The sequence below is a fragment of the Magnetospirillum sp. LM-5 genome (assembly GCF_902729445.1).
In the GTDB taxonomy this organism is placed as follows: domain Bacteria; phylum Pseudomonadota; class Alphaproteobacteria; order Rhodospirillales; family Magnetospirillaceae; genus Magnetospirillum.
Window position 1 is genome coordinate 94,793 of the sequence record NZ_CACVCE010000002.1, and the last position, 22,264, is coordinate 117,056.

The 22,264-nt window shown below is 66.7% G+C and carries 20 protein-coding genes; 5 read left to right on the top strand and 15 right to left on the bottom strand.

What is annotated here, in order from left to right; all coding sequences use genetic code 11:
- The 4 genes from MTBLM5_RS02050 to MTBLM5_RS02065 are packed head-to-tail and all read left to right on the top strand — an operon-like array spanning position 1 to position 3,348.
- Entirely contained in the window at positions 1-828 is an 828-nt protein-coding gene (locus tag MTBLM5_RS02050) for an ABC transporter permease (RefSeq protein WP_173974141.1), read from the top strand.
- A complete protein-coding gene (locus MTBLM5_RS02055) occupies positions 825-1,547 on the top strand; it encodes a class I SAM-dependent methyltransferase (protein ID WP_173974142.1) in 723 nt (240 codons plus the stop codon). The genes MTBLM5_RS02050 and MTBLM5_RS02055 overlap by 4 nt, the downstream gene beginning before the upstream one ends.
- Positions 1,544-2,485, top strand: coding sequence for a 1,4-dihydroxy-2-naphthoate octaprenyltransferase (gene menA / locus MTBLM5_RS02060; RefSeq protein ID WP_173974143.1), 942 nt, complete (start codon positions 1,544-1,546; stop codon positions 2,483-2,485). Before MTBLM5_RS02055 ends, menA begins: the two co-directional genes overlap by 4 nt.
- Positions 2,482-3,348: a bile acid:sodium symporter family protein gene (locus MTBLM5_RS02065; protein WP_173974144.1), complete on the top strand. Its 867-nt coding sequence runs from the start codon at positions 2,482-2,484 to the stop codon at positions 3,346-3,348. The genes menA and MTBLM5_RS02065 overlap by 4 nt, the downstream gene beginning before the upstream one ends.
- Before the next feature lie 20 nt (positions 3,349-3,368).
- On the opposite strand, the gene MTBLM5_RS02070 is transcribed toward MTBLM5_RS02065, so the two are convergent.
- From MTBLM5_RS02070 to MTBLM5_RS02140, 15 genes are read right to left on the bottom strand one after another with little or no spacing between them, the layout of a single operon-like run.
- On the bottom strand, positions 3,369-6,335 hold the full coding sequence (locus tag MTBLM5_RS02070) for an SIR2 family protein (protein ID WP_173974145.1): 2,967 nt from the start codon (positions 6,333-6,335) through the stop codon (positions 3,369-3,371).
- Positions 6,336-6,388: 53 nt separating this feature from the next.
- The gene (locus tag MTBLM5_RS02075; RefSeq protein WP_173974146.1) at positions 6,389-8,005 is read right to left on the bottom strand and encodes an enoyl-CoA hydratase-related protein; all 1,617 of its coding nucleotides are present in this window, start codon (positions 8,003-8,005) and stop codon (positions 6,389-6,391) included.
- Between the two features lies 1 nt (position 8,006).
- Complete coding sequence (gene hypE / locus MTBLM5_RS02080; RefSeq protein ID WP_173974147.1) at positions 8,007-9,056, bottom strand: hydrogenase expression/formation protein HypE; 1,050 nt, start codon at positions 9,054-9,056, stop codon at positions 8,007-8,009.
- Positions 9,053-10,195, bottom strand: a complete 1,143-nt coding sequence (gene hypD, locus MTBLM5_RS02085; RefSeq protein WP_173974148.1) for a hydrogenase formation protein HypD — start codon at positions 10,193-10,195, stop codon at positions 9,053-9,055. The genes hypE and hypD overlap by 4 nt, the downstream gene beginning before the upstream one ends.
- Positions 10,192-10,422, bottom strand: a complete 231-nt coding sequence (locus tag MTBLM5_RS02090; protein WP_173974149.1) for a HypC/HybG/HupF family hydrogenase formation chaperone — start codon at positions 10,420-10,422, stop codon at positions 10,192-10,194. Before MTBLM5_RS02090 ends, hypD begins: the two co-directional genes overlap by 4 nt.
- 4 nt (positions 10,423-10,426) lie before the next feature.
- On the bottom strand, positions 10,427-11,521 hold the full coding sequence (locus MTBLM5_RS02095) for a hydrogenase maturation protein HypF (RefSeq protein ID WP_173974150.1): 1,095 nt from the start codon (positions 11,519-11,521) through the stop codon (positions 10,427-10,429).
- On the bottom strand, positions 11,518-12,426 hold the full coding sequence (gene hypB, locus MTBLM5_RS02100; protein WP_173974151.1) for a hydrogenase nickel incorporation protein HypB: 909 nt from the start codon (positions 12,424-12,426) through the stop codon (positions 11,518-11,520). Before hypB ends, MTBLM5_RS02095 begins: the two co-directional genes overlap by 4 nt.
- Positions 12,426-12,770 carry a hydrogenase maturation nickel metallochaperone HypA gene (gene hypA / locus MTBLM5_RS02105; RefSeq protein WP_173974152.1) on the bottom strand — a complete coding sequence of 115 codons (345 nt, stop codon included), beginning with the start codon at positions 12,768-12,770 and terminating at the stop codon, positions 12,426-12,428. The genes hypB and hypA overlap by 1 nt, the downstream gene beginning before the upstream one ends.
- A complete protein-coding gene (locus MTBLM5_RS02110; protein ID WP_173974153.1) occupies positions 12,770-13,936 on the bottom strand; it encodes a nickel-dependent hydrogenase large subunit in 1,167 nt (388 codons plus the stop codon). Before MTBLM5_RS02110 ends, hypA begins: the two co-directional genes overlap by 1 nt.
- Complete coding sequence (locus MTBLM5_RS02115) at positions 13,936-14,163, bottom strand: HypC/HybG/HupF family hydrogenase formation chaperone (protein WP_254430867.1); 228 nt, start codon at positions 14,161-14,163, stop codon at positions 13,936-13,938. The genes MTBLM5_RS02110 and MTBLM5_RS02115 overlap by 1 nt, the downstream gene beginning before the upstream one ends.
- 12 nt (positions 14,164-14,175) lie before the next feature.
- On the bottom strand, positions 14,176-14,664 hold the full coding sequence (locus tag MTBLM5_RS02120; protein ID WP_173974155.1) for a HyaD/HybD family hydrogenase maturation endopeptidase: 489 nt from the start codon (positions 14,662-14,664) through the stop codon (positions 14,176-14,178).
- 57 nt (positions 14,665-14,721) lie between these two features.
- Complete coding sequence (locus tag MTBLM5_RS02125; RefSeq protein WP_173974156.1) at positions 14,722-16,428, bottom strand: nickel-dependent hydrogenase large subunit; 1,707 nt, start codon at positions 16,426-16,428, stop codon at positions 14,722-14,724.
- A 12-nt stretch (positions 16,429-16,440) separates the two neighbouring features.
- Positions 16,441-17,625 (bottom strand): Ni/Fe-hydrogenase cytochrome b subunit, encoded by a 1,185-nt coding sequence (gene hybB, locus MTBLM5_RS02130; protein WP_173974157.1) that lies wholly within the window; start codon positions 17,623-17,625, stop codon positions 16,441-16,443.
- Positions 17,626-17,631: 6 nt separating this feature from the next.
- The gene (gene hybA, locus MTBLM5_RS02135) at positions 17,632-18,609 is read right to left on the bottom strand and encodes a hydrogenase 2 operon protein HybA (protein WP_173974158.1); all 978 of its coding nucleotides are present in this window, start codon (positions 18,607-18,609) and stop codon (positions 17,632-17,634) included.
- Positions 18,610-18,613: 4 nt separating this feature from the next.
- The gene (locus MTBLM5_RS02140) at positions 18,614-19,735 is read right to left on the bottom strand and encodes a hydrogenase small subunit (protein ID WP_173974159.1); all 1,122 of its coding nucleotides are present in this window, start codon (positions 19,733-19,735) and stop codon (positions 18,614-18,616) included.
- A gap of 348 nt (positions 19,736-20,083) precedes the next feature.
- Between MTBLM5_RS02140 and MTBLM5_RS02145 the strand changes: the two genes are divergently transcribed.
- Entirely contained in the window at positions 20,084-22,240 is a 2,157-nt protein-coding gene (locus tag MTBLM5_RS02145; protein WP_173974160.1) for a hypothetical protein, read from the top strand.
- The last annotated feature ends 24 nt before the right edge of the window (positions 22,241-22,264 follow it).

Genomic DNA, 22,264 nt, shown 5'->3' on the forward strand with positions numbered 1-22,264 from the left:
ATGAGCGCCTTGTTGCGGGCCGCCTGGCTGGACATCACCGAATCCTTGCGGGCGCGCTGGTTCGGGTTCTACGCGCTGGTCTTCGGCGGCATCGTGGTGGTGCTGTTCGTGTTCGGCCTGACCGAATCGCGCATCCTGGGCTTCACCGGCCTGTCGCGGCTGCTGGTGACCTATATCCAGCTGTGCGTCGCCATATTGCCGATCTTCATCCTGATCACCACCGTCCGCTCGGTGGCCGGCGACCGCGAGGCCGGCATCTTCGAATACATGCTGTCGCTGCCGGTGCCGCTGTCGGCCTGGTATTGGGGCAAGATGGTCGGCCGCTTCAGCGTGGTCTTCCTGCCGGTGTTCCTGGCCATGGTCGGCGCCGCCGCCTGGTCCAGCGTCCAAGAAATCGGCGTGCCTTGGGACCTGTTCGCCGTCTATACCGCGCTGTTGGTGGCGCTGGCGTGGTCGTTCCTGGGCTTCGGCATGCTGATTTCGGCCCTGGCGCGCTCGTCCGACGTGGCGCAGACCGGGGCCTTCCTGCTGTGGCTGGTGCTGCTGCTGTTCCTGGACCTGATCTTGCTGGGCGTGATGGTGCGTGATCGCATGCCGCTGGAACTGGTGGTGTCGCTGGCGCTGGTCAATCCGATGCAATCCTTCCGCACCGCCGCCATCTTGCTGTTCGATCCGCAGATGGTGGTGCTGGGGCCGGCGGCCTATGTGATCCTCGATTCGCTGGGGGCCAAGGGCTATCTGGCCTTCGCCCTGGCCTGGCCGGTGGCCTTGGGCACGCTGGCGGCCTGGACCGGTTATCGGGTGTTTCGCAAGGGCGACCTGCCGTGACCGATCCGCTGTCGGGGACGTTCGGCAAAAGCCAGGTCACGCCCGAACAGCGCGAAGGAAAGATCCGCGCGGTGTTCCAGGCGGTCGCCGGCCGTTACGACCTGATGAACGACGTCATGAGCATGGGCGTGCACCGCCTGTGGAAGCGGGACATGGCGCGCCGAGCCGCACCCAAGCCCGGCCAGTTCATCGTTGATCTGGCCGGCGGCACCGGCGACATCGCCCGCCTGATGGCCGCCCCCGACCGGCTGGTGGTGGTGTGCGACCCCAGCGAGGCGATGATGGAGGTCGGCCGTGCCCGTTGCCCCGATTCGGTGCGGTTCGCCGAGGGCACCGCCGAGGCGATGCCCTTTCCCGATTCCTCGGTCGATCTGGTGACCATCGCCTTCGGGCTTCGCAACACCACCCGGCCCGACCAGGCCCTGGCCGAGATCGTGCGCGTCCTGAAACCCGGCGGACGCGTCCTGTGCCTGGAATTCTCGCAGGCCTGGGCCTTGATCCGTCCGTTCTACGATGCCTGGTCGTTCCACGTCATTCCCCGCCTGGGGGCGTGGGTGGCGGGCGAGCCGGCGGCCTATGAATATCTGGTCGAATCGATCCGCCGTTTCCCCGAGCGCGATGAATTGGCCGACGCCATGCGAACGGCCGGGCTGGTCGAGGTGGGCTGGCGCGATTACACTTTCGGCATCGCCTGCCTGCACCAAGGGACCAAACCATGAGGATCGAGGGCGGCCTTACCCATCAGCCGCCGACCGCGCCGCCTCCGGCCAGTCTGGGCGACCAGCCGCCGACCGGCTGGCGTTTGTGGCTGGCGGCGATCCGCCCGCGCACCCTGACCATCGCCATCGCCCCGGTCCTGGCCGGCACCGCTTTGGCCTGGAGCGGCTTTGGCCGCCTTTCGCCATCGGTGCTGGCAGCGACGCTGGCCGGCGCCGTGGCCATCCAGGCCGGCACCAATCTGTGGAACGATCTGGGCGACGCGCTTCGGGGCGGCGACCAGCCGCTGCGCCAAGGCCCGCCGCGGGTCACCGCCCTGGGCTGGGCAGCGCCCGACCGGGTGCGCCGTGCCGCCATGGCCTGCTTCGCCCTGGCCGGGCTGATCGGGCTTTATCTGGCCCATGTCGGCGGCTGGCCGATCCTGGCCCTGGGCGTGGCCTCGCTGGCGGCCGGCTGGGCCTATTCCGGCGGGCCCAGGCCCATCGCCTATACCGCCCTGGGCGAGGTCTTCGTCGTCGCCTTCTTCGGCCTTGGCGCGGTGGCCGGCACCCACTGGCTGCAGGCGGGAACGCTGACGCCCGAGGTTCTGGTGGTCGGGCTGGCCCTTGGTCTGCCGGCGGCGGCCGTGCTGATGGCCAACAATTACCGCGACCTGGAAGCCGACCGTCTGGTCGGCCGGCGCACCCTGGCGATCCGGCTGGGGATTGACGGCTCGCGGCTGGCCTATGCGCTGATGATGCTGACGCCGTTCCCGCTGATGATGGCCCCCACCGCGCCCGACGGCGGCTGGGTGTGCCTGGCCGCCGCCCCGCTGGCGATCCGGCTGATCATCGATTTCGCCACCCGGCCGCGCGGGCCGGCCTTCAACGCCATCCTGGCCGCCACGGCGCGCTTTCAGGTGATGCTGGCGGTGCTGGCCGCCCTGGGGGCGCTGCTATGATCGCGGAAGTGTTCCTGCCGGTGGGGCTGGCCTTCATCATGTTCAGCATGGGCCTGGCCCTGACGTTGGATGATTTCCGGCTGGTGGCCAGCCGTCCCCGCGCCGTGGCCCTGGGTCTGGCCTGCAAGATGGTGCTGCTGCCGCTGGTGGCGCTGGGAGCCATCGCGATTTTCCGGCCGCGGCCGGAATTCGCCGTCGGCCTGATGATCCTGGCGGCCTGTCCGGGCGGCATCACCGCCAACCTGCTGACCCATCTGGCCGGAGGTGCGACGGCCCTGGCCGTGACGCTGACCGCCATCACCTCGATCACCGACAATGTGACGGTGCCGCTGGTGGTCGATTGGGCGCTGACCCACTTCCTGGGGCAGGCCGCCCCGGTGGATTTGCCCATCGCCCGCATGACCGGCGGCCTGTTCGCCGTCGCCACCTTGCCCTTGCTGGTGGGCATGGCCATCAATCGCTGGGCGCCCCGATTGGCGGGAGCCGTGCGCAACCCGGCCCGCCACGTCGCCACCGCCTTGTTCGCGCTGATCGTGGTGGGGGCTTTCGCCAGCCAATGGAATGTGATGATGGCCCATGCCGGCGAGATCCTTCCCCCCGCCATCGCCGTCAATGTGGTGGTGATGGTCTCGGCCTGGGCGTCGTCGCGCCTTTTGGGCCTGGAGCCCCGCGAAAACATCGCCCTGGTGCTGGAAACCGGCCTGCAGAACGGCGCGCTGGGCATCTTCGTCGCCGCGACGTTGCTGGGCAATCAGGCGATGATGGTGCCTTCCATCGTCTATGCGCTGGTGATGAACGTCTCGGCGATTGTGTTCATCGGCGCGGTGCGGAAAGGCCAGCGGGCGGTCAGGTCCACGGGTTAAGGGTGGCGATTCCCGCGCCGTCATATTCGTGGCGCATCCTCATCCCGGGCCTGGTCGCGCAAAGCCTTGAACCAATCGCAGTCGCGGACGCTGTCCATGTCGGTGTCTTGGTCCAAATGCTGCCTGGTCGGCAGCGTTCCATTGGCCCGCGCTGATTCCAGCCACCGGCGGCACGCCGCCTGTTCGCTTCGCAAGGCAGCGACACAAGCGAGGTTGTAGTCGCCATCGCCATGTGCAAGTTGATTCAGTCGGAGCAGAAGCTGTTCCGCCTGCGCCAGTAAATCCATGCGCTCGGGCCCTTCTGTGTTCCCAGCCCGCCCAACCAGCAGGCCGCCCCAGTTTTTCAGCGCTTGGTGATAATCCGGCTTTATGGCCAGGGCGGCCTGGTATTTCTCGCCGGCCAGGCGCCATAACTCCCTTTTGCCGTCGGCATCTTCGGTAGCCTGGGCCTGATCGTCCAGCAGGATGCCCCAGTTGAAAAGCGCTCCGTGATAATCTGGCTTGATGGAAAGGGCGGCCTGCAATTTCTCGCCGGCAAGGCGCCACAATTTCCTTTTGCAATCAATGTCTTCGGTGGCCCGGCCCTGCTGGGCCAGCAGGAGGCCCCAGTTGTTCAGCGCCTGGTGAGCATCCGGCTTGATGGCCAGGGCAGCCTGATACTTCTCGCCGGCCAGGCGCCACAATTGCCTTTTGCTGTCGGCATCTTCGGTGGCCCGGGCCTGGTCGGCCAACAGGTTGCCCCAGTTGGCCAGTACTTCGTGATCATCCGGCTTGATGGCCAAGGCGGCCTGGTATTTCTCGCCGGCCAGGCGCCACAATTCCCTTTTGCCGTCGGCATCTTCGGTGGCCCGGGCCTGATCGGCCAACAGGAGGCCCCAGTTGAAAAGCGCCTGGTGATAATCCGGCTTGATGTCCAAGGCGGCCTGGTATTTCTCGCCGGCCAGGCGCCACAAATCCCTTTTGCCGTCGGCATCTTCGGTGGCCCGGCCCTGATCGGCCAGCAGGGCGCCCCAGTTGTTTAGCGCCTGGTGATGATCCGGCTTGATGTCCAGGGCGGCCTGGTATTTCTCGCCGGCCAGGCGCCACAATTGCCATTTGCTGCCAGCATCTTCGGTGGCCTGGGCCTGAACGGCCAGCAGGACGCCCCAATTGAAAAGCGCTTCGTGCATATCCGGCTTGATGGCCAGGGCGGCCTGGTATTTCTCGCCGGCCAGGCGCCACAATTGCCATTTGCTGTCGGCATCTTCGGAGGTGCTGGCCTGCAGGTCCAGCAAACTGCCCCAGTTGTAGAGCGCTTCGGGCATATCCGGCTTGATGGCCAGGGCGGCCTGGTATTTCTCGCCGGCCAGGCGCCACAATTGCCATTTGCTGTCGGCATCTTCGGTAGCCTGGGCCTGATCGGCCAGCAGGAGGCCCCAGTTGGTGAGTGCTTCGTGCTTATCCGGCTTGATAGCCAGGGCTGCCTGGTATTTCTCGCCGGCCAGGCGCCATAATTCACGTTTGCCGTCGGCATCTTCGGTGGCCCGGGCCTGATCTGCCAGTAGGGCGCCCCAGTTGTTCAGCGCCTGGTGATAATCCGACTTGATGGCCAGAGCGTCCTGGTATTTCTCGGCGGCCAGGCGCCATAACTGCTTTTTGGTATCCAAATTCTCGGTGGCCCGGGCCTGAACGGCCAGCAGGGCACCCCAGTTGTTGGCGGTCCATGGTTCCGTCGGGTTCAGCGACCAGGATGCTTCGTATAGTTCACTGGCATGTTTCAGGAATGCAGCCCGCTCGGTCGGCGACAGTGCGGGATTCTCTTCGACATCCGTCGTCGCGTCATAGGCCTGTTGGAACAGTGCGGTGGCAAGCATCTTGCGGGCCTCGGGGGTGTCCTCGCTCCGCAATGAATCGGCCAGGGCAACGACACCGTCCCAGTCCTGGGCCATCAGGCGCATCCGGGCCATTTCCACCACCGAGGAGGGCGAATCCTGCGGCTCGGGTGGGCTGATGTCATCCGGGGTCGGGGGTCCATCCTCGGCCCGGCAGACCCGGTGTCCCTCGATGCAGCCGATGGCCTGTTCGATCTGCAGCAATGCCTTGTCGGTGTAGACCGGGCGGCCGTCGGTGGGCTCGTCGGGCAGGAAGCCCTTGATGCCGGCCAGGGTAGTCTTCAAATGGCTGAATGGCCGGTCCAGGAAGGGCGGCGGTGGGCAGCCGACGCCCGTGGCCAGATGTTCGAAAAAGCTGTCGGCGGTGTGGCCGGGCATCCAATGGGCATGGCGGCCCCGTGCCGAGGTCAGATTGTCCACCGGCTCGGTGATCGGCTGATCGCGATAGCCGACCCAGTAAAGGCTGCGGTCGAATGCCTTCACCTCTTGCAATTGGTCCACCACTGGGTCGCAGGCGCCGCTATAGCCGACCACGATCCAGGTGCGCGACCGGTCCTGGCAATGGGTGAACAGCGGCTTCAGTTTAGCCCGCATGTCTTCCACCTCGTCGCCGTCATGGGCCTGGAAGAAGCCGTCGCTGGTGCCGTGCAGGTGGAAGATGGCGGTGCCGGTGGTGGGGATGCGCTGGGGATGGAAATCGCGGATGGCCGCCATGTCGTAGACGGCGGGGAACAGGTTGAACAAGGCGCAGGCCTTGACCAGCAACGGGTCGAAATTGGTGGTCAGGATGCGATCGACGTAACCCGCGGCGATCAGGCGGGCGATATGGATGTGGGTCCAGTTGATCGAGGCATTGGCGATATAGCCCTCGATCAGGTCGCGGCGATCGACCGGGTCCAGCGCCTCCATGCAATTCGGGTAGGTGGCCGGGCCGTCGCGGCTGGCCTTCTCGTAAGCGTCGGGGACGCGCTTCTTGATGTCGGCGACGATGCCGTCGGCGGCGGGGATGCCGGCCGTCACCGAACAGCCCGCCCCCAGCACCAGGACGCAGCCGGCGTGGGATTCCTTGTTGCGTTTCAGGCGCTGGACGACTTGGGCGATATTATTCTGCGGCACGAATCCATCCCGATGACCAATCATCGGAATTGTCCCAGCACCATTTCAGCGTGTCAACATTTCCCCCGGTGCCGCGCCAGATAGATCGGTGTCCGCGACTTCGGCACTTTCCGGATGAAATTATACCGCGCCACGTGGTAGCTGGGGTCGAAGCCGTAGAAGTTCAGATTCATGCGCGCCAATTCCTCGGCGCGGTAGGTTTCCAGCGGCTTTTCCGCCTCGTCGGCCAGGCGGGCCAGGCCCTTGGCGGCGATGCGGGCGTCGATGTCAGGGTCGGCGGCCAAAGCGTGGGCGCGGGCCTCGGCCTCGGCGCGGAAGGCGGATGGGCAGGTGCCGAAACATTCGTCGATCAGGCCCAGGCGCAGGGCCTCGGCCGTTCCCACCGGCAGGCGCGCCTGGGTCACCTGGCGGGCGGATTCCTCGCCGCAGCGTCGGGGCAGCAGATAGGTCCAGTATTCCGAACCGTACAGATTGCCCATGCCCTTGTAATGGGGGTTCAGCACCACGCCGGATCGCGCCCACACCAGATCGGCGGCCAGGGCCATGAACACGCCGCCGGCGCCGCCATTGCCCTGCATCGCCGCCACGGTCAGGTGGCTGGTGCAGGTGATCACCGCCCGGCACAGATCGTTCATGGCGTTGATGTTGGCCCAGGATTCATCGGCCGGGCTGGCGGCCGCCTCGATGGTCGACAGGTGGATGCCGTTCGACCAGAAATCCGGCCCGCCCATCAGGGCGATCACCTTGGTCGGCCGCCTGGTCGCATCATGGAACGCCGCTTCCAGCCGGCGGCATTGGTCGGTGCTCATGGCGCCGTTGTGGAATGGGAAGTGCAGGAAGCCGACCGCGCCCTTCTCGTCATACCAGATGTCGTGATGGCCGGGCATGGCGGGCAGGGTGGCGGCGATCTCGGGCAGCACGCTCGCCGCCGGCAGTTTCAAGCCATTGGCGCCCAGATGGCCGATCCACACCGCGCCGTCCGTGGTGGCCCGGGCCAATTGGTGGCCGCGCCGGGCGATCCAGCTGCCCGGGGCGCCGTCCAATCCTTCCGACGGGTGGGCGTCGTGCAGGTAAAGTCCGTCATCCAGCACCCCCGGCGTGCCGTCGGACGCCCTGATCTTGCGCAAGATGGTGGCGCTGTCATCGCGATCCCAGGCGATGGCGCGGTCCTTCTGGCGCATCTGGGGCTTCCACCACGACCGGCGCGGCAGTTCGGGGACGGGGCTGTGTTCCACCGCGTCCAGCACCGCCGAGACCGCCGCCTCGGTGACCTCGTTTCGGTAGATCGAGGATTTGGTGGCTTCGCGCATGGTGAAGGTGCGCTGCGCCCAGACGGGGCCGGCATCCATTTCCGACACCGCCTGCAGCACGGTGACGCCCCAGCTTTGCTCGCCTTCCAGGATGGCCCAGTCCAGCGCCGAGGGGCCGCGATCGCCGATCGGGCCGGGATGGACCACCAGGCAGGTATGGTTTCGCCAGACGCCCTCGGGGATGGCCCGTTTCAGAAAGGGGGCGATGATCAGATCGGGCCGGGCCAGTGCCACCGCCTGGGTGGTGACGGCATCGTTGACGTCGAATTCCAGGCTGACCGCGTGGCCGTGATTCGTCAGTTCGACCCACAGGCGCTGGGTCAGTGAATTGAAGGAATGGGCCAGAAGCAGGATGCGCATGTCAGCAGATCCGGGGCAATTGTTCGCCGGCCAGCCAATCGACCACCCGGGTTCCGCCCATGGCGGTCTTCATGCGGACGAAATGGTGGGGGTCGGCCTCGCAGGTGCCGATGCGGGCGGCATCCGTTCCCAGCGGGTGGGCGCGCATTACCGCCAGCAGCCGGTCGGCATCGGCGGCGTCGCAGATGCAGATCAGCTTGCCCTCGTTGGCGACGTAAAGCGGGTCCAGGCCCAGAAGCTCGCAGGCGCCGCGCACCGCGTCCTTGACCGGCACGGCGCGTTCATCGATGACCATGCCGGTGGCCGACTGGGCGGCGATCTCGTTCAAGGTGGCGGCCAGGCCGCCGCGGGTCGGGTCGCGCAACACCCGGATGCCGGGGCAGTCGGCGACCATGGCGGCGACCAGGGTGTGGAGCGCCGCCGAATCCGACAAGATGGCGCTTTCGAACCCTAGGGATTCGCGCTGGCTCATCACCGCGACGCCGTGGTCGCCCATGGTGCCCGAGATCAGGATGGCGTCGCCAGGGCGGGCGCGGTCGCCGGAAATCCGAACGCCCGGCGGCACGAAGCCGATGCCGGCGGTGGTGATGAACAGGCCGTCGCCCTTGCCCTTTTCCACCACCTTGGTATCGCCGGTGACCACCGGCACGCCGGCGGCCTTGGACGCGGCGGCCATGCTGTCGACGATGCGCTTCAAGTCGGCCAGCGGGAAGCCTTCCTCGATGATGAAGCCGGCCGACAGCGAATGCGGCACGGCGCCGGCCATGGCGACGTCGTTGACGGTCCCGTGCACCGCCAGGCTGCCGATGTCGCCGCCGGGGAAGAAGAGCGGGCTGATGACATAGCCGTCGGTGCTCATCACCATGCGGCCCTGGGGCACGTCGAATTCGGCCTGGTCGTTGCCCTGGTTCAAGGCCTCGTTGTCGAAGGCGGCGACGAACATTTCATCGACCAGTTGGGCCATGGCGCGGCCACCGCCGCCATGGGTCAGATCGACGCGGCCCGAGGCAATGTCCAGCGGGCGGGGATGGGTACGGCGGGGCAGGGTCATGATGCGTCGCTGGCTTTCATGTCGCGGAAACGTCCATAGGTCCAATGGGCGGCGCAGGCGCCCTCGGCCGAGACCATGCAGCTGCCCATGGGGTTTTCCGGGGTGCACACGGTGCCGAACAGCTTGCAGTCGGTCGGCTTCTTGACGCCGCGCAAGATGGCGCCGCATTCGCAGGCCTTGTTGTCGGCGACGCTGTCGGCCGGCACGTCCCAGTGACGCTCGGCGTCGAAGGCGGCGAAGGCTTCCTTGATGCGAAGGCCCGAATAGGGCACCAGCCCCAGGCCGCGCCATTCGAAGCTTTTGCGCAACTCGAACATCTCGGCCACCAGGGCCTTGGCCTTGGGGTTGCCGTCGCGGGTGACGGCGCGGGCGAACTCGTTTTCGACCTCGAAGCGGCCCTGGTTGATCTGGGCCACCAGCATGCGCACCGCCTGCAGCACGTCCAACGGCTCGAAGCCGGCGATCACCACCGGGCGCTGATATTCCTCGGCGAAATATTCGTAAGGGGCCGAGCCGATGATGGTCGAAACATGGGCCGGGCCGATGAAGGCGTCCAGTTGCACGGTGCCCAGCTCGCGCACCTCGGGGCTGTCCAGGATCTGGGTGATGGCCGAGGGCGTCAGTACGTGGTTGCAGAACACGAAGAAATTGGAAAGCCCAAGGGCGGCGGCCTGCTTGATCGCAACGGCGGTGGGCGGCGTGGTGGTCTCGAAGCCGATGGCGAAGAACACCACGCTTCGATCGGGATTGTCGGCGGCCAGCTTGACGGCGTCCAGGGTCGAATAGACCATGCGGATGTCACAGCCTTCGGCCTTGACCTTCAACAGCGACAGGCGCTTCGAGCCCGGGACCCGCAGCATGTCGCCATAGGTGCACAAGATCACGCCCGGCTGGCGGGCCAGCCAGATGGCGGCGTCGATGCGGCCCACCGGCAGCACGCAGACCGGGCAGCCGGGACCGTGGATCATGCGGACATTGGCCGGCAGCAGATCTTCCAGGCCATAGCGGCTGATGGCGTGGGTGTGGCCGCCGCAGAATTCCATGATGTGGTAGGTGCGCGCCGGATCGGCCTCGGCGCGGATGGCGGCCGCCAGGCGTCCTGCTGCGTCGCCGTCCCTGAACTCGTCGATATATTTCATGCGGTCGCGCCCGCTTCCTGCATCTCGGCCCACAGCGCCAGGGTCTTCTCGGCCTCGGCGGGATCGACCTTGGTCAGGGCATAGCCGACATGGACGATGACATAGTCGCCTACCGCCACGCCATCGACCAGGGCCAGCGACACCGCCTTGGTGACGCCGCCCAGATCGACCTTGGCCTGGTCGCCGTCCAGCAATTCGGTCACCAGCGAGGGAAGGGCCAGACACATGCGCTTACATCTCCCGAAGGGCGGCGATCCACGCCTGGCCCAATGACAAACCGGCATCGCCCGGAGACGCCTGGGTGGCGGCCAACGGGACAAGGCCGCGCCGTTCCAGCTCGGGCACCAGGCCTGCCGTCAGCACGCGGTTGAAGAAACAGCCGCCGCCCAGGGCCACCGTGCGACAGCCGGTTGATTCCGCCCCCCACACGCACCAATCGGCCAGGCCGGCGATCAAGGTTCCGTGGAACAGGTTGGCACCGTCCCTGGGCTCGGGGCAAGAGGCCAGCAGGTTCATCAAGGGCGCGAAGTCCAGCACGCCGCGTTCCAGAATCCAGCCCGAGGCCAGGATGGCCGGGTGATCGACCAGGGCTTCCAGCGCCATCGGCGCCTGGCCCTCGAATTCGGCGATGGGGTGGACGCCCAGAAGGCCGCAGGCGGCATCGAACAGCCGCCCGGCCGACGAGGTGATGGGCGCGTTCAGCCCCTTGTCCAGCACCATTCCCAGCCGGCTGGCGGCGGGAATGCCCTTCCAGCGCGAGGCGATCTCGTCGGTGCGACCCAGCTTGTGCAGCCAGGCGGCGGCCATGCGCCAGGGTTCGCGGGCGGCCTTGTCGCCGCCGGGTTGGGCGATGTGGGCCAGATGGCCCAGCCGGCGGAAATCGGCGCCTTCGCAATAGAGCAGCTCGCCGCCCCAGGCCTGGTTTTCCGGCCCCAGCCCGAAGCCGTCCAGCGACAGGCCCAGGATGGGGGCGGCGTGGCCATGCTCGGCGGCGATGGCGGCGGCATGGGCGTGGTGGTGCTGCACCGCCAGGGCCGGCAGGTCCAGCCCCTGGGCGAAGCGGGTGGAATGGAAGTCGGGATGCAGATCGTGGGCGACGCGGACCGGCTTGACGCCCAGTTCGCGCACCATCGCCTCGGCCGAATGCTCGAAGGCGGCGATCGAGTCGGGCGTCCCCAGGTCGCCATGGACGGGCGACAGATAGGCGCGGTCCCCCTTGGTGACGCACACGGTGTTTTTCAGGAACGCGCCCACCGCCAGCACCGACGGCCCGGACCGGGGCAGGGCGATGGTGGCGGCGACGGCGGAAAAGGGTGGGGCGGTCAAGGCCTGGTCCCGGCCTTGGCGGCGGCTTGCTGGCCCTGGGTAATCCAGTCCAGCCACTGATCCATGCCCTGGCCATTCTTGGCCGATACCTGCAAGACGCCGATGTTCGGATTGACCCGCCTGGCATAGGCGATGGCGGCATCAACATCGAAATCCAGATGCGGCAGCAGGTCGGTCTTGGTCAGGATCATCAGGTTGGCGGCGGCGAACATGTCGGGATACTTGATGGGCTTATCCTCGCCCTCGGTCACCGACAAGATGGCGACCTTGTGGGCCTCGCCCAAATCAAAGGCGGCCGGGCAGACCAGATTGCCGACATTTTCGATGAACAGCACCGACCGGTTGGCCGGGTCCAGCCGGATCAGCGCCTTGGCCACCATGTCGGCGTCCAGGTGACAGCCCTTGCCGGTATTGACCTGCACCGCCGGCGCCCCGGTGGCGCGGATGCGGTCGGCGTCGTTGCTGGTCTGCTGGTCGCCTTCGATCACCGCGACCGGGAAGCGGCCGGCCAGGGCCTCGATGGTCTTGCACAAAAGCGTGGTCTTGCCCGAACCGGGGCTGGAGACCAGGTTCAAGGCGAAGATGCCGCGATTGGTCAGCCAGGCACGGTTGGCCCCGGCCAGGTCGTTGTTGCGGCCCAGGATGTCCTGCTCGATCTGGATGATGCGGCTTTGGCTTAAGCCCGGCACATGCACGCCGGCGATGCCGGTGCCGAAATGCAGGTCGTCATGATGGTGGTGATGGTGGTCATGGTCATGATCATGGTCATGACCATGGTGGTGGTCGTGGTCGTGATCATGGCCGTGATGATGGTCATGGGGATGGGAATGATGGTGGTCGTGACCATGATGATGGTCGTGGGAATGTTCCAGCTTCGACTCGCCGCAGCCGCACACCGTGCACATCACTCGACCTCCAATTCCTTGATCCGCATGTCGGCGCCCTGGGTGACGCTGAGCGCGAAGCCGCCGCATTCGGGGCAGCCGTCGACCCGGGACGCCAGTTTGACACTCTTGGCGCAATCCAGACAAAAGCCTTCGCCCGGCACCCGGACGATTTCCAGCTTGGCCCCGGCCGCGACCGAAGACCCCCGGGTGACGGCGTCGAAGCAGAACAGCATCGAGTCCGGATCGACCTGGGAAAGTTCGCCGATTTCCAGCCACACCGTCTTGACCTTGGTGAAGTGGTGGGCGGCTGCCTGCTCTTCCAGGATGCGGACAACGCCTTCGGTCAGGCTCATCTCGTGCATCAGGGGGCCTCCACGCTGACCTGGCAGGTCACGCACGGGTCAAGAGCCGCCACCAGCAGCCCCGCCCGGGCCGCCAGGTCGCCATCGGCCCTGATGCCGGTCAGGCCACGGGCCAGCGGGCCTGCGGGGTGGAAGTTCCATTCGGTCGGAGCCAGGATGCGATAAAGGCTCACGCGGCCCTCCGCCAGATGAACGCGATGCGCCAGCAATCCCCGCGCCGCCTGGGTGGCGGCCAGGCCCTGGCCCGAGCCCAACCGGGCGGTCCCGGCGGGTTCGGCTTTCAAATCCTGCACCAGCGACGCCATTTCATGCAAGGCTGCCGCAACGTCGACCAGCCGGGCGGTCAGCCGGGCCAGCAGGCCGGCGCCGTCGTGCCGCAGGATCGCCGCCACCAGCGGATGGGAATGGTTACGGGCCAGCGCGCCGGTTTCCAGGACCTGGCCCCGATAATCGGGGCGAGCCAGATAAAGGCCGTCCGGGTCGCCATCCAGCCGCTCGGCCAGATCGGGCGGGCCGTTCTCGGGCATGGCACGCAAATCGGTGGCGCCGAAGGCCGCCTGGGCGCTGCTGACCACCTGGGCCAGCAAGCGGCCGGTTGCGGTGGGGGCCCGGGTCATCCAGGCCCGGAAGGTGTTGCGGTCCTTCAGCAGACCGGTGACCTGGCCGCCCAGGCAATGGGCGAAGGCGGCCTGGGCCTCGGCGATGTCGGCCAACAGGTGCGAGACGTCGGGGGCCAGCCGACCGCCGCCGGGGGAAAGCCAGTCGCCGTCGGGATAAAGGTGCTGCCTGACCGAGGGCAAGGTCCGCTTGAACTTGCGGGCGGTTTCCATGTCGGGCCGCTCGCCCATCAGCATCGGCCAGTCGCGGGCCAGCGCCATGCCGTGTTCGGCGACGGCCTCGGCAAGGACCAGGATGCGCCGGGCCGCGCGGGTGGCCGGCGAGGCGAGGTGGCCGCCGGCCCGTTCCATCGCTTCCAGGCCGGTCAGGGCCTGGGCGGTGCCGCACAGGGCGAACAGGGTCGGCAGGATGGTCAGCACCTCGGCCGGGCTTTTGCCGGCGAACATGGCGGCGGCCTTGACCAGCCGGGTCGAGCCGATCTCGACCGCGCGCACCGTTCCGTGCCCGACTTTCAGCGCCACGGTGATGCCGGCCTCGGGAAAGCCCATCAGGCCAGGCCGTCGGCCAATACGCCGGACAGGTATTCCAGGGTCGCCAGCGCGGTTTCCGGCGGCACCTTTTCCGCGGCGAAATTGCCCCCGGCCCCCAGGATGACGTAGTCGCCCACCGAGGCTTCTTCCTCCAGCAGCATCAGGCTGGTCTGGCGCTCGCGTCCGAACGCCTCGACCGTCGCGGTCTGGCCGTCGATGGCGACGATGCGGGAGGGCACGGCCATGCACATGGCGGGTTACGCCGCCGCCTTGGCGTGGACGGTGACGCCGAAATCGACCAGTTCGGCGACCAGACGCTCGATCACCTGGGGCAGCACGGCGGCCACTTTGGGGGTCAGTTCCATGGCGGTGTCGAAGCTGGCGGGCTGCACGCCGACCAGCACCACCTTCTTGGGGGCGATGCCTTGGAACACGCAGGCCGCCAGCACGTCGGACAAGCCGACCTGATGGGGCGAAATGCGGGTCTTGAACCAGGCATTGATTTCTTCATCGGCGATGCGGGTGATGTCGCCGGGCTGCTTGCCCGGGCTGCGCATGCTGTCGGCGATCAGCAAAAGGTCGGCATCGGCGATGCGGTCCAGGCAATCCATGCCCGAGGTGCCGCCGTCGATCACTTCGACCCAGTCGGGCAAGGCATAAAGCTTGTCCAGTTCGGTGACGGCATAGACCCCGACCCCTTCGTCGGACATCAAGATATTGCCGACCCCCAGAACCACGACACGCATGGACGATTCTCCAAAAAAAGCCCGGCCGCCGGATGGCGACCGGGCCAGCCTATCACATTACAAAGCCTTGACCTGGACGATCTCGCGCTTCTCGTCGTCGTGGACGTGAACCGCGCAGGCCAGGCAGGGGTCGAACGAGTGGACGGTGCGCAGCACTTCCAGCGGCAGTTCGGCATCGGCGATGGGATTGTCCATCAGCGAGGCTTCATACGGACCGATGGCGTCGTTCTCGTCGCGCGGGCCGGCGTTCCAGGTCGAGGGCACCACGCACTGGTAATTGGCGATCTTGCCGTCCTTGATGACGGTCCAGTGCGACAACAGGCCGCGCGGCGCTTCGTGCATGCCGAAGCCGCGAACCTCGCCCTTGGGGAAGGTCGGCTTGTTGAAGGTGGTGGTGTCGCCCTTGCCGATGTTTTCCAGCAGCATCGACCAGTTCTGGGCCAGCACCTCGCACATGACGCCCGAGCGGATGGCGCGCGCCGCATGGCGGCCCACCGTCGAGTGCAGGATTTCCGGGCCGACCTTGGCGCCCAGCAGGCCGCCGACGCGGTCCAGCATCTGGGTGGCGTAGGTGACGGTCGGCTGGTGGCCGGCGGCCAGGCCGCACAGCACGTTGGCCAGCGGGCCGACCTGGGCGCGCTTGCCGTAGAAGGTCGGAGCCTTCAGCCAGCTGTACTTCCCTTCGTCCTGGAAGTCGGTGTATTTGGGCTTGGTCTCGCCGACATAGGGGTGCAGCGGGCCGGGCTTCGAATACTCGTACCAGGCATGCTTCACCGATTCCTCGACGCCGCCCATCAGGTAGTCGTCGCCGAACTTGGTGAAGGGCTTGTACTGCTTCAGGTCGCCGCCCGGGACGTGGCCGCCCGGCACCATGAACTGGGTGCCCTTGGAATCGGTCGGGAAGTCGGGGCTGGAGATATAGTTGGTGACGCCGGCACCGTACTTGGTCCAGTCGGCGTAGAAGGCGCCGATGGCGGCGACGTCGGGCAGATAGACCTTGCGGGTGAACTCGGCCAGCGCGTCGATATGTTCCTTGACCGCCAGCAGGCGCTCGATGGTCAGGTTCGACTGGCTGTTGGTGTCGATCGGGTTGGCGACGCCGCCGACCGCCAGGTTCTGGATGTGCGGCGACTTCGAGCCCAGGATGGTGACGATCTTGTTGGCGTGACGCTGGGCTTCCAGCGCCTGCAGATAGTGGGCGACCGCCAGCAGGTTGACCTCGGGCGACAGCTTCATCGCCGGGTGGCCCCAATAGCCGTTGGCGAACGGACCCAACTGACCGGACCCCACGAAGCTCTTCAGCTTCTCCAGGGTCTGGGTCATGACGTGCTTGGAATTCATCGGCCAGTCGGACAAGGATTCCGCCAACTGGCTGGTCTTGAGCGGATCGGCCTTCAGGGCCGACACCACATCGACGAAATCCAGCGCCGACAGATGGTAGAAGTGGACGATGTGATCGTGCAGGGCATGGGCCGAGGCGATCATGTTGCGGATGAACTGGGCGTTGACCGGCACTTCCAGGTTCAGCGCGTTCTCGACGGCGCGAACCGACGTGATGGCGTGGACCGTGGTGCAGACGCCGCAGATGCGCTGGGTGATGGCCCAGGCATCGCGGGGGTCGCGGCCGAGCAGGATCAGCTCGACGCCGCGCCACATCTGGCCGGACGACCACGCCTTGGTGACCTTGCCGCCATCGACTTCGACGTCGATGCGCAGGTGGCCTTCGATCCGGGTGATGGGGTCGATGGTGATACGCTTGGACAAGGCAGTGGCTCCTTACTTTTCGTGGGCCGCGGCCAGTTCGGCCGGCGTCAGCTTGTGGGTGTAGAAGACCGGGAACTTCCGGACGAACACGACATAGAGAAGAATTTCGGTGGCGATGATGCCGATGGTCACCAGCAATTCCTGCACGCTGGGGAAGTAGCTCCACCCCGCCCCGGTCTGATAGGCGACCAGGAAGGCATCCAGGCGATAGAGCGCGCCGGCCAGCAGCAAGCAGCAGGCGCCGATCCACAGGCCCTTCTTGGACGTGCGGTTCTCTTCCTTGGCGAACAGGACGACCGGAGTGGCGAACAGCGCGATCTCGATCCAGAACATCAGGCTGCGGATGCCCGAGGTGAACAGATCGGCGATGGCGCCGCGCACCACGATGTCGCCGAAGCGGATCACCAGATAGGCGACCATCATGCCCTGGATGATGCGGGCCAGCTTGGCCAGCTGCGGCATCTCGTGACGCACCGAGCGGTTGAAGGCGCTCGACCCCAGCAGGGCCTCGAACACCACGATGGAAAAGCCCATGGTGATGGCCGACGCCAGGAACAAGAGCGGCAGGATCGGGGTCTGCCACAGGGGGTGGATCTGATAGCCCATCACCACCAGCAAAGTGCCGAGCGAGCTTTGGTGCATGCTGGGCAGCAGCACGCCCAGGGCCACGAAGACGAACAGGATCTTTTCCAGCTTCTTCTTCGAGTCCTTGAGACCCAGTTTCGACAGGATGGCCGGCGAGAACTCGATCCACAGCACGACGATGTAGGCCATCACGCACAGCGCGACCTCGAACATCACCGAGCCGGAATTCCAGTAGCTGGGCACCAGGATGTGCCAGGCGTTCCACCAGCGGCCCAGATCGAAGATGATCGAGATACCGCCCAGGGTGTAGCCGAAGGCCGAGGCCAGCAGGGCCGGGCGGACCATCGGGTGGTACTCGCCCTTGTTGAGGACATAGCAAAGGATCGCCATGGCATAGCCGCCGCAGGCAAACGCCGTGCCGATGACCACGTCGTAGACGATCCAGATGCCCCACGGATAGCCGTTGTTCAGGTTGGTGACCGAGCCCAGGCCCAGGACCATTCGCTTGGCCAGGATGACGGCGGCGATCAAGGCCAGGATGGCGCAGATCACCGTGGTCTTGCTGAACAGGCTGCCACCCAGGGGCTCGTGCTCGTTATGGAATTTCGCCATGGTGGCCTACTCCTCCGGGTGTTCGTCTTCGATGTGGGACGCCCGCTTGGCCGCCCACACCAGCCCGCCCAGCACCACCGCCGGAGCGATCATGCCCTGGTACAGGCTGTGCTGGATGCCCTCGGATTGCGACGCGAAGGATTGCTCGCGCAGCTCGGGGTAGCCCAGCTTGGCAAACGACACCGCCGCCATGTGGCGGAACTGGGTGCCGGCCACTTCCTTCTCGCCATAGACATGGTCGAGATACTTGGCGGCCGGCCGTTCATGGGTGTCGCCCGAACCGATCACCCGGCGCTCGAACACGTTGGCCTCGCCGGCCTTCATGGCCTTGCGGCGGTTGATTTCCTCGGTCAGAGCCGGAATGGGGCCGAAGATGGTGGCGCCCGTCGGGCACACCTCGGCGCACATCGGGATCTTGCCCTCGGCCTGGCGATGCTTGCACATCTCGCACTTCTTGATCTGCGGCGTCGGCGTGTCGAATTCCGACTGCGGCACGCCGAACGGGCACGAGGCCACGCAATAGCGGCAGCCGATGCAGGCGTCGGGATTGTATTCGACGATGCCGGTCTGCGGATGCTTGGTCATCGCCGTCACCGGGCAGACCGAGACGCAGCTGGGATCGACGCAGTGCATGCACGACTTCTTGATGAAGGCGAAGCCGTCCTTTTCCTGGTCCTTGGTGGCCGCGGTGCCCTCGGCATAGACCTTGATGACGTTGAAGGTCTTGGGGCCGATGTCCAAAGGCGTGTCCCACAGCGCGTCGGCGGTGGTGACATCGACGGGAAGGTTGTTGGCCTCCTTGCAGCCGGCGACGCAGGCCTTGCAGCCGACGCACAGGGTCGAGTCGTAGAGAAGGCCCACCGCCTGCGGCGGCATCACCTTGTTCGGTCGGGCCTGGGCCGGAGCCGACACCACCGCCGCTGTCGCCAGCGCGGCGCCGCCTCCGGCAGCCCCTTTCAGAAAGCTTCGACGCTTGAGCGACATGGGCTTACTCGCCGTCCTTGGTTTCCGACTTGCCGAGATTGCCGGCGATCTTCATGCCGGCGCCGACCGCCAGGCCGGCGACACCCGCCACCAGGGCGGCGGACGCCAGGCTGGCGCCGGTGCCCTGCTCCTCGACGATGCGGGGATAGCCGGTCGGCGGGTTGGTCTTGAGGTCGGCCAGCGCGTGGATCGGCTTTTCGAAGCCGATATGCTTCTCGGTGCAGCCGATGCAGGGATGGCCGGTGCCGACCGGCCACGAGCCGGTGCCGACGTCGTTGAACAGGATCGACGGGCAGTTGGCATAGGTTTCCGGGCCCTTGCAGCCCAGCTTGTACAGGCAATAGCCCTTCTTGTGGCCGGGGTCGCCGAATTCCAGCGCGAAGCGGCCGGCGTCGAAATGGGCGCGGCGTTCGCAATTGTCGTGGATCAGGCGGCCATAGGCGAAGGTCGGGCGGCCCTTGTCGTCGACCGCCGGCAGCTTGCCGAAGGTCAGGAAGTGGACGACGGTGGCCAGGAAGTTATAGGGGTTGGGCGGGCAGCCCGGGATGGTGACGATGTCCTTGCGGCCCAGCGCTTCCGCCACGCCGGTCGAGCCGGTCGGGTTGGGCGGCGTCGAGGGCATGCCGCCCCACGACGCGCACGAGCCGATGGCCACCACGGCGGCCGCGTCGGCGGCGCATTCCTTGGTCAGCTCATACGAGGTGTGGCCGCCGATCTTGCAATAGATGCCGCCATCCTTCATCGGGATGGCGCCTTCCACCACCAACAGGTACTTGCCCTTGTTCTTGGCCATGGCGGCCTTGCGGGCGGCCTCGGCCTGGTGGCCGGCGGCGGCGAACACCGTCTCGTGGTAGTCCAGCGAGATGATGTCGAGGATCAGCTTGTCCAGCGTCGGATGTTCCGAGCGCAGCAGCGATTCGGTGCAGCCGGTGCATTCCTGATGGTGCAGCCAGATCACCGAAGGACGTTCCTTCTTGGTGATGGCGGCGGCGATCTGCGCATCGGCCCCCTTGGGTAGACCCATGGTGGCGGCCATCGCGGCGCAGAACTTCATGAAGTCGCGGCGCGACACGCCGAAGCGGGTCTCGATATCGGTTTCGGTTTTCAGGTCGCTGTCGTCGTACATCGGTCTTCCCCACCTCTCCAGGGCTCGTCTCGTGTCCTGCGCCGGAAATCCTTGGAAGCGGACGTCCGGGAATAGCAGGCCATGATTCCGGTTCTCGGTTGCCTGTTTCACCATCCGCAAAAGCCGTGCCAACTCGTTCGGGTGGGTGCGGTGCAGCAAAAGGGGGCGGGGATTGGCGCGATCCTGCGCGCCGAACGTTGCTGCATTGCGCGTGGCGCATGGCTGGGGCGGCGGGAGGGTGAAAAGAACATTTCCGACACTGGAAAGAAACTATCCAATTGCGACGGATGGACGGGCGTCGCCGCCGGGTGTAGCCTCGGTTGCATCACGCTTGCGGGAGGGGGAATCATGACCAGCGCGACATCGTCCCATACCTGGCGATTTTTCCGGGCCGGCGGCTTCGATCAGGTCCGCATCGACAGCGGCGCCGACCTCTTGGCCCTGGACGGGCTGGATCAGAAATTGTGGGTGGCGCTGGCCTGTCCGGCCGCCGGGATCGAGTTCGATGCCAAGGCGCTGGCGATCCTGGACAGCGACAAGGACGGCCGCATCCGCGCCGCCGAGATCCTGGACGCCGTGGCCTGGCTGAAGTCGGTGCTGAAGGACCCGGAAGAACTGGTCCGCCCCGGCGACGAACTGGCGCTGGCCGCCATCGACGAGGCCTCGCCCGAGGGGGCGCGGGTACTGGCCTCGGCCCGGCGCATCCTGTCGAACCTGGGCAAGGGCGGGGCCGACACCATCGCCCTGGCCGACACCCAGGATACCGGCCGCATCTTCGCCCAGACCCAGTTCAACGGCGACGGCGTGGTCCCGCCCGAGGCGGCCGAGGATGCCGAGGCCAAGGCCTTGATCGCCGACATCGTCGCCTGCCTGGGCGGCGTGCCCGACCGCTCGGGGGCGATCGGCATCGACCAGCCGATGGTCGATGCCTTCTATGGCGAGATCGAATCCCTGGCGACCTGGCTGGACCAAGGCGGCGCCGCCGCCCTGGCCGGGCTGGGCGACGACAGCGCCGCCGCCGGCGAGGCGTTGGAAGCGGTGCGCGACAAGATCGACGGCTTCTTCCTGCGCTGCAATCTGGCCGCCTATAGCGACGGAGCCGCCCAGGCGGTCAATCCGGCGGCCGAGACCTTCGTGCCGCTGACCGGCTTGAACACGGCTGACGCCGTCGCCCTGCTGGCCCCCTTGCCGCTGGCCGCCTTGGCGGCGGGGGCGGCGTTGCCGCTGGGCGAAGGCCTGAACCCGGCCTGGGCCGGTGCGGTGCGCAGCTTCGCCGATCGGGTGGTGGTGCCGCTTCTGGGGGCGCGCACCCACCTGACCGAGGCCGAATGGACCGACATCAAGGAGCGCTTCGCCGACCATGCCGCCTGGCGGGCGGCCAAGCCGGCGACCCGGGTCGAGCCATTGGGCAACGCCCGGGTGCTGGCCCTGAAGGGCGGCGTCGGCAAGGACGTGCTGGAATCGCTGATCGCCCAGGACAAGGCCCTGGAGGCCGAGGCCGCTGCCATCGACGCCGTCGAGAAACTGGTGGTCTTAAGGCTGCACCTTTACCGGCTGGTCAACAATTTCGTCAGCTTCCGCGATTTCTATACCCGCAAGCGCAAGGCGATCTTCCAGGCCGGCACCTTGTTCCTGGACAGCCGCTCGGCCGAACTGTGCGTCCGCGTCGATGACGTCACCCGCCACGCCGCACTGGCGACGCTGAGCCGGATCTATCTGGTCTATTGCGAGTGCCAGCGTCGCGGCACCAACGAGAAGATGACGGTGATGGCCGGCTTCACCTCGGGCGAGTCGGACCAGTTGATGGTCGGGCGCAACGGCGTGTTCTACGACCGCAAGGGTCATGACTGGGACGCCACCATCGTCCGCATCGTCGAACACCCCATCAGCATGCGGCAGGCCTTCTGGTCGCCCTATAAGCAATTGGGCCGCTTCGTCGGCGCGCAGGTCGAGAAGATGGCCGCCGCCCGGGCCCGGGCGTCCGAGGCGCAGATGCAGGCCCAGGCCATCGGCGCGGCGGCGTCGGGCAAGGCCCCGCCGCCCAAGCCGGCCGAGGCGCCGTTCGATGTCGGCCGCTTCGCCGGCATCTTTGCCGCCATCGGTCTGGCGGTCGGCGCCATCGGCACCGCCATCGCCTCGGTGATCACCGGCTTCTTGCGCCTGCCGTGGTGGCAGATGCCGCTGGCCCTGTTCGGCCTGGTGCTGATCGTTTCCGGCCCCAGCATGGTGATCGCCTATATGAAGCTGCGGCAGCGCAGCCTGGCTCCGATTCTGGATGCCACCGGCTGGGCGGTCAACGCGCGCGCCACCATCAACATCCCGTTCGGCGGATCCCTGACCCAGGTCGCCCACCTGCCGGCCGGGGCCGAGCGCTCGCTGGCCGACCCCTTCGCCGAACGGCGCCGTCCGTGGGGGCTTTACCTTTTGCTGACCCTGGGGGCGGCCGCGGCGGCCTTCGCCTTGTGGAAGCTGGGTTTGCCCGCCAGCCTGTGGCCACGAGGTTAATACCTGTCCAAAGGGAAGCCCATA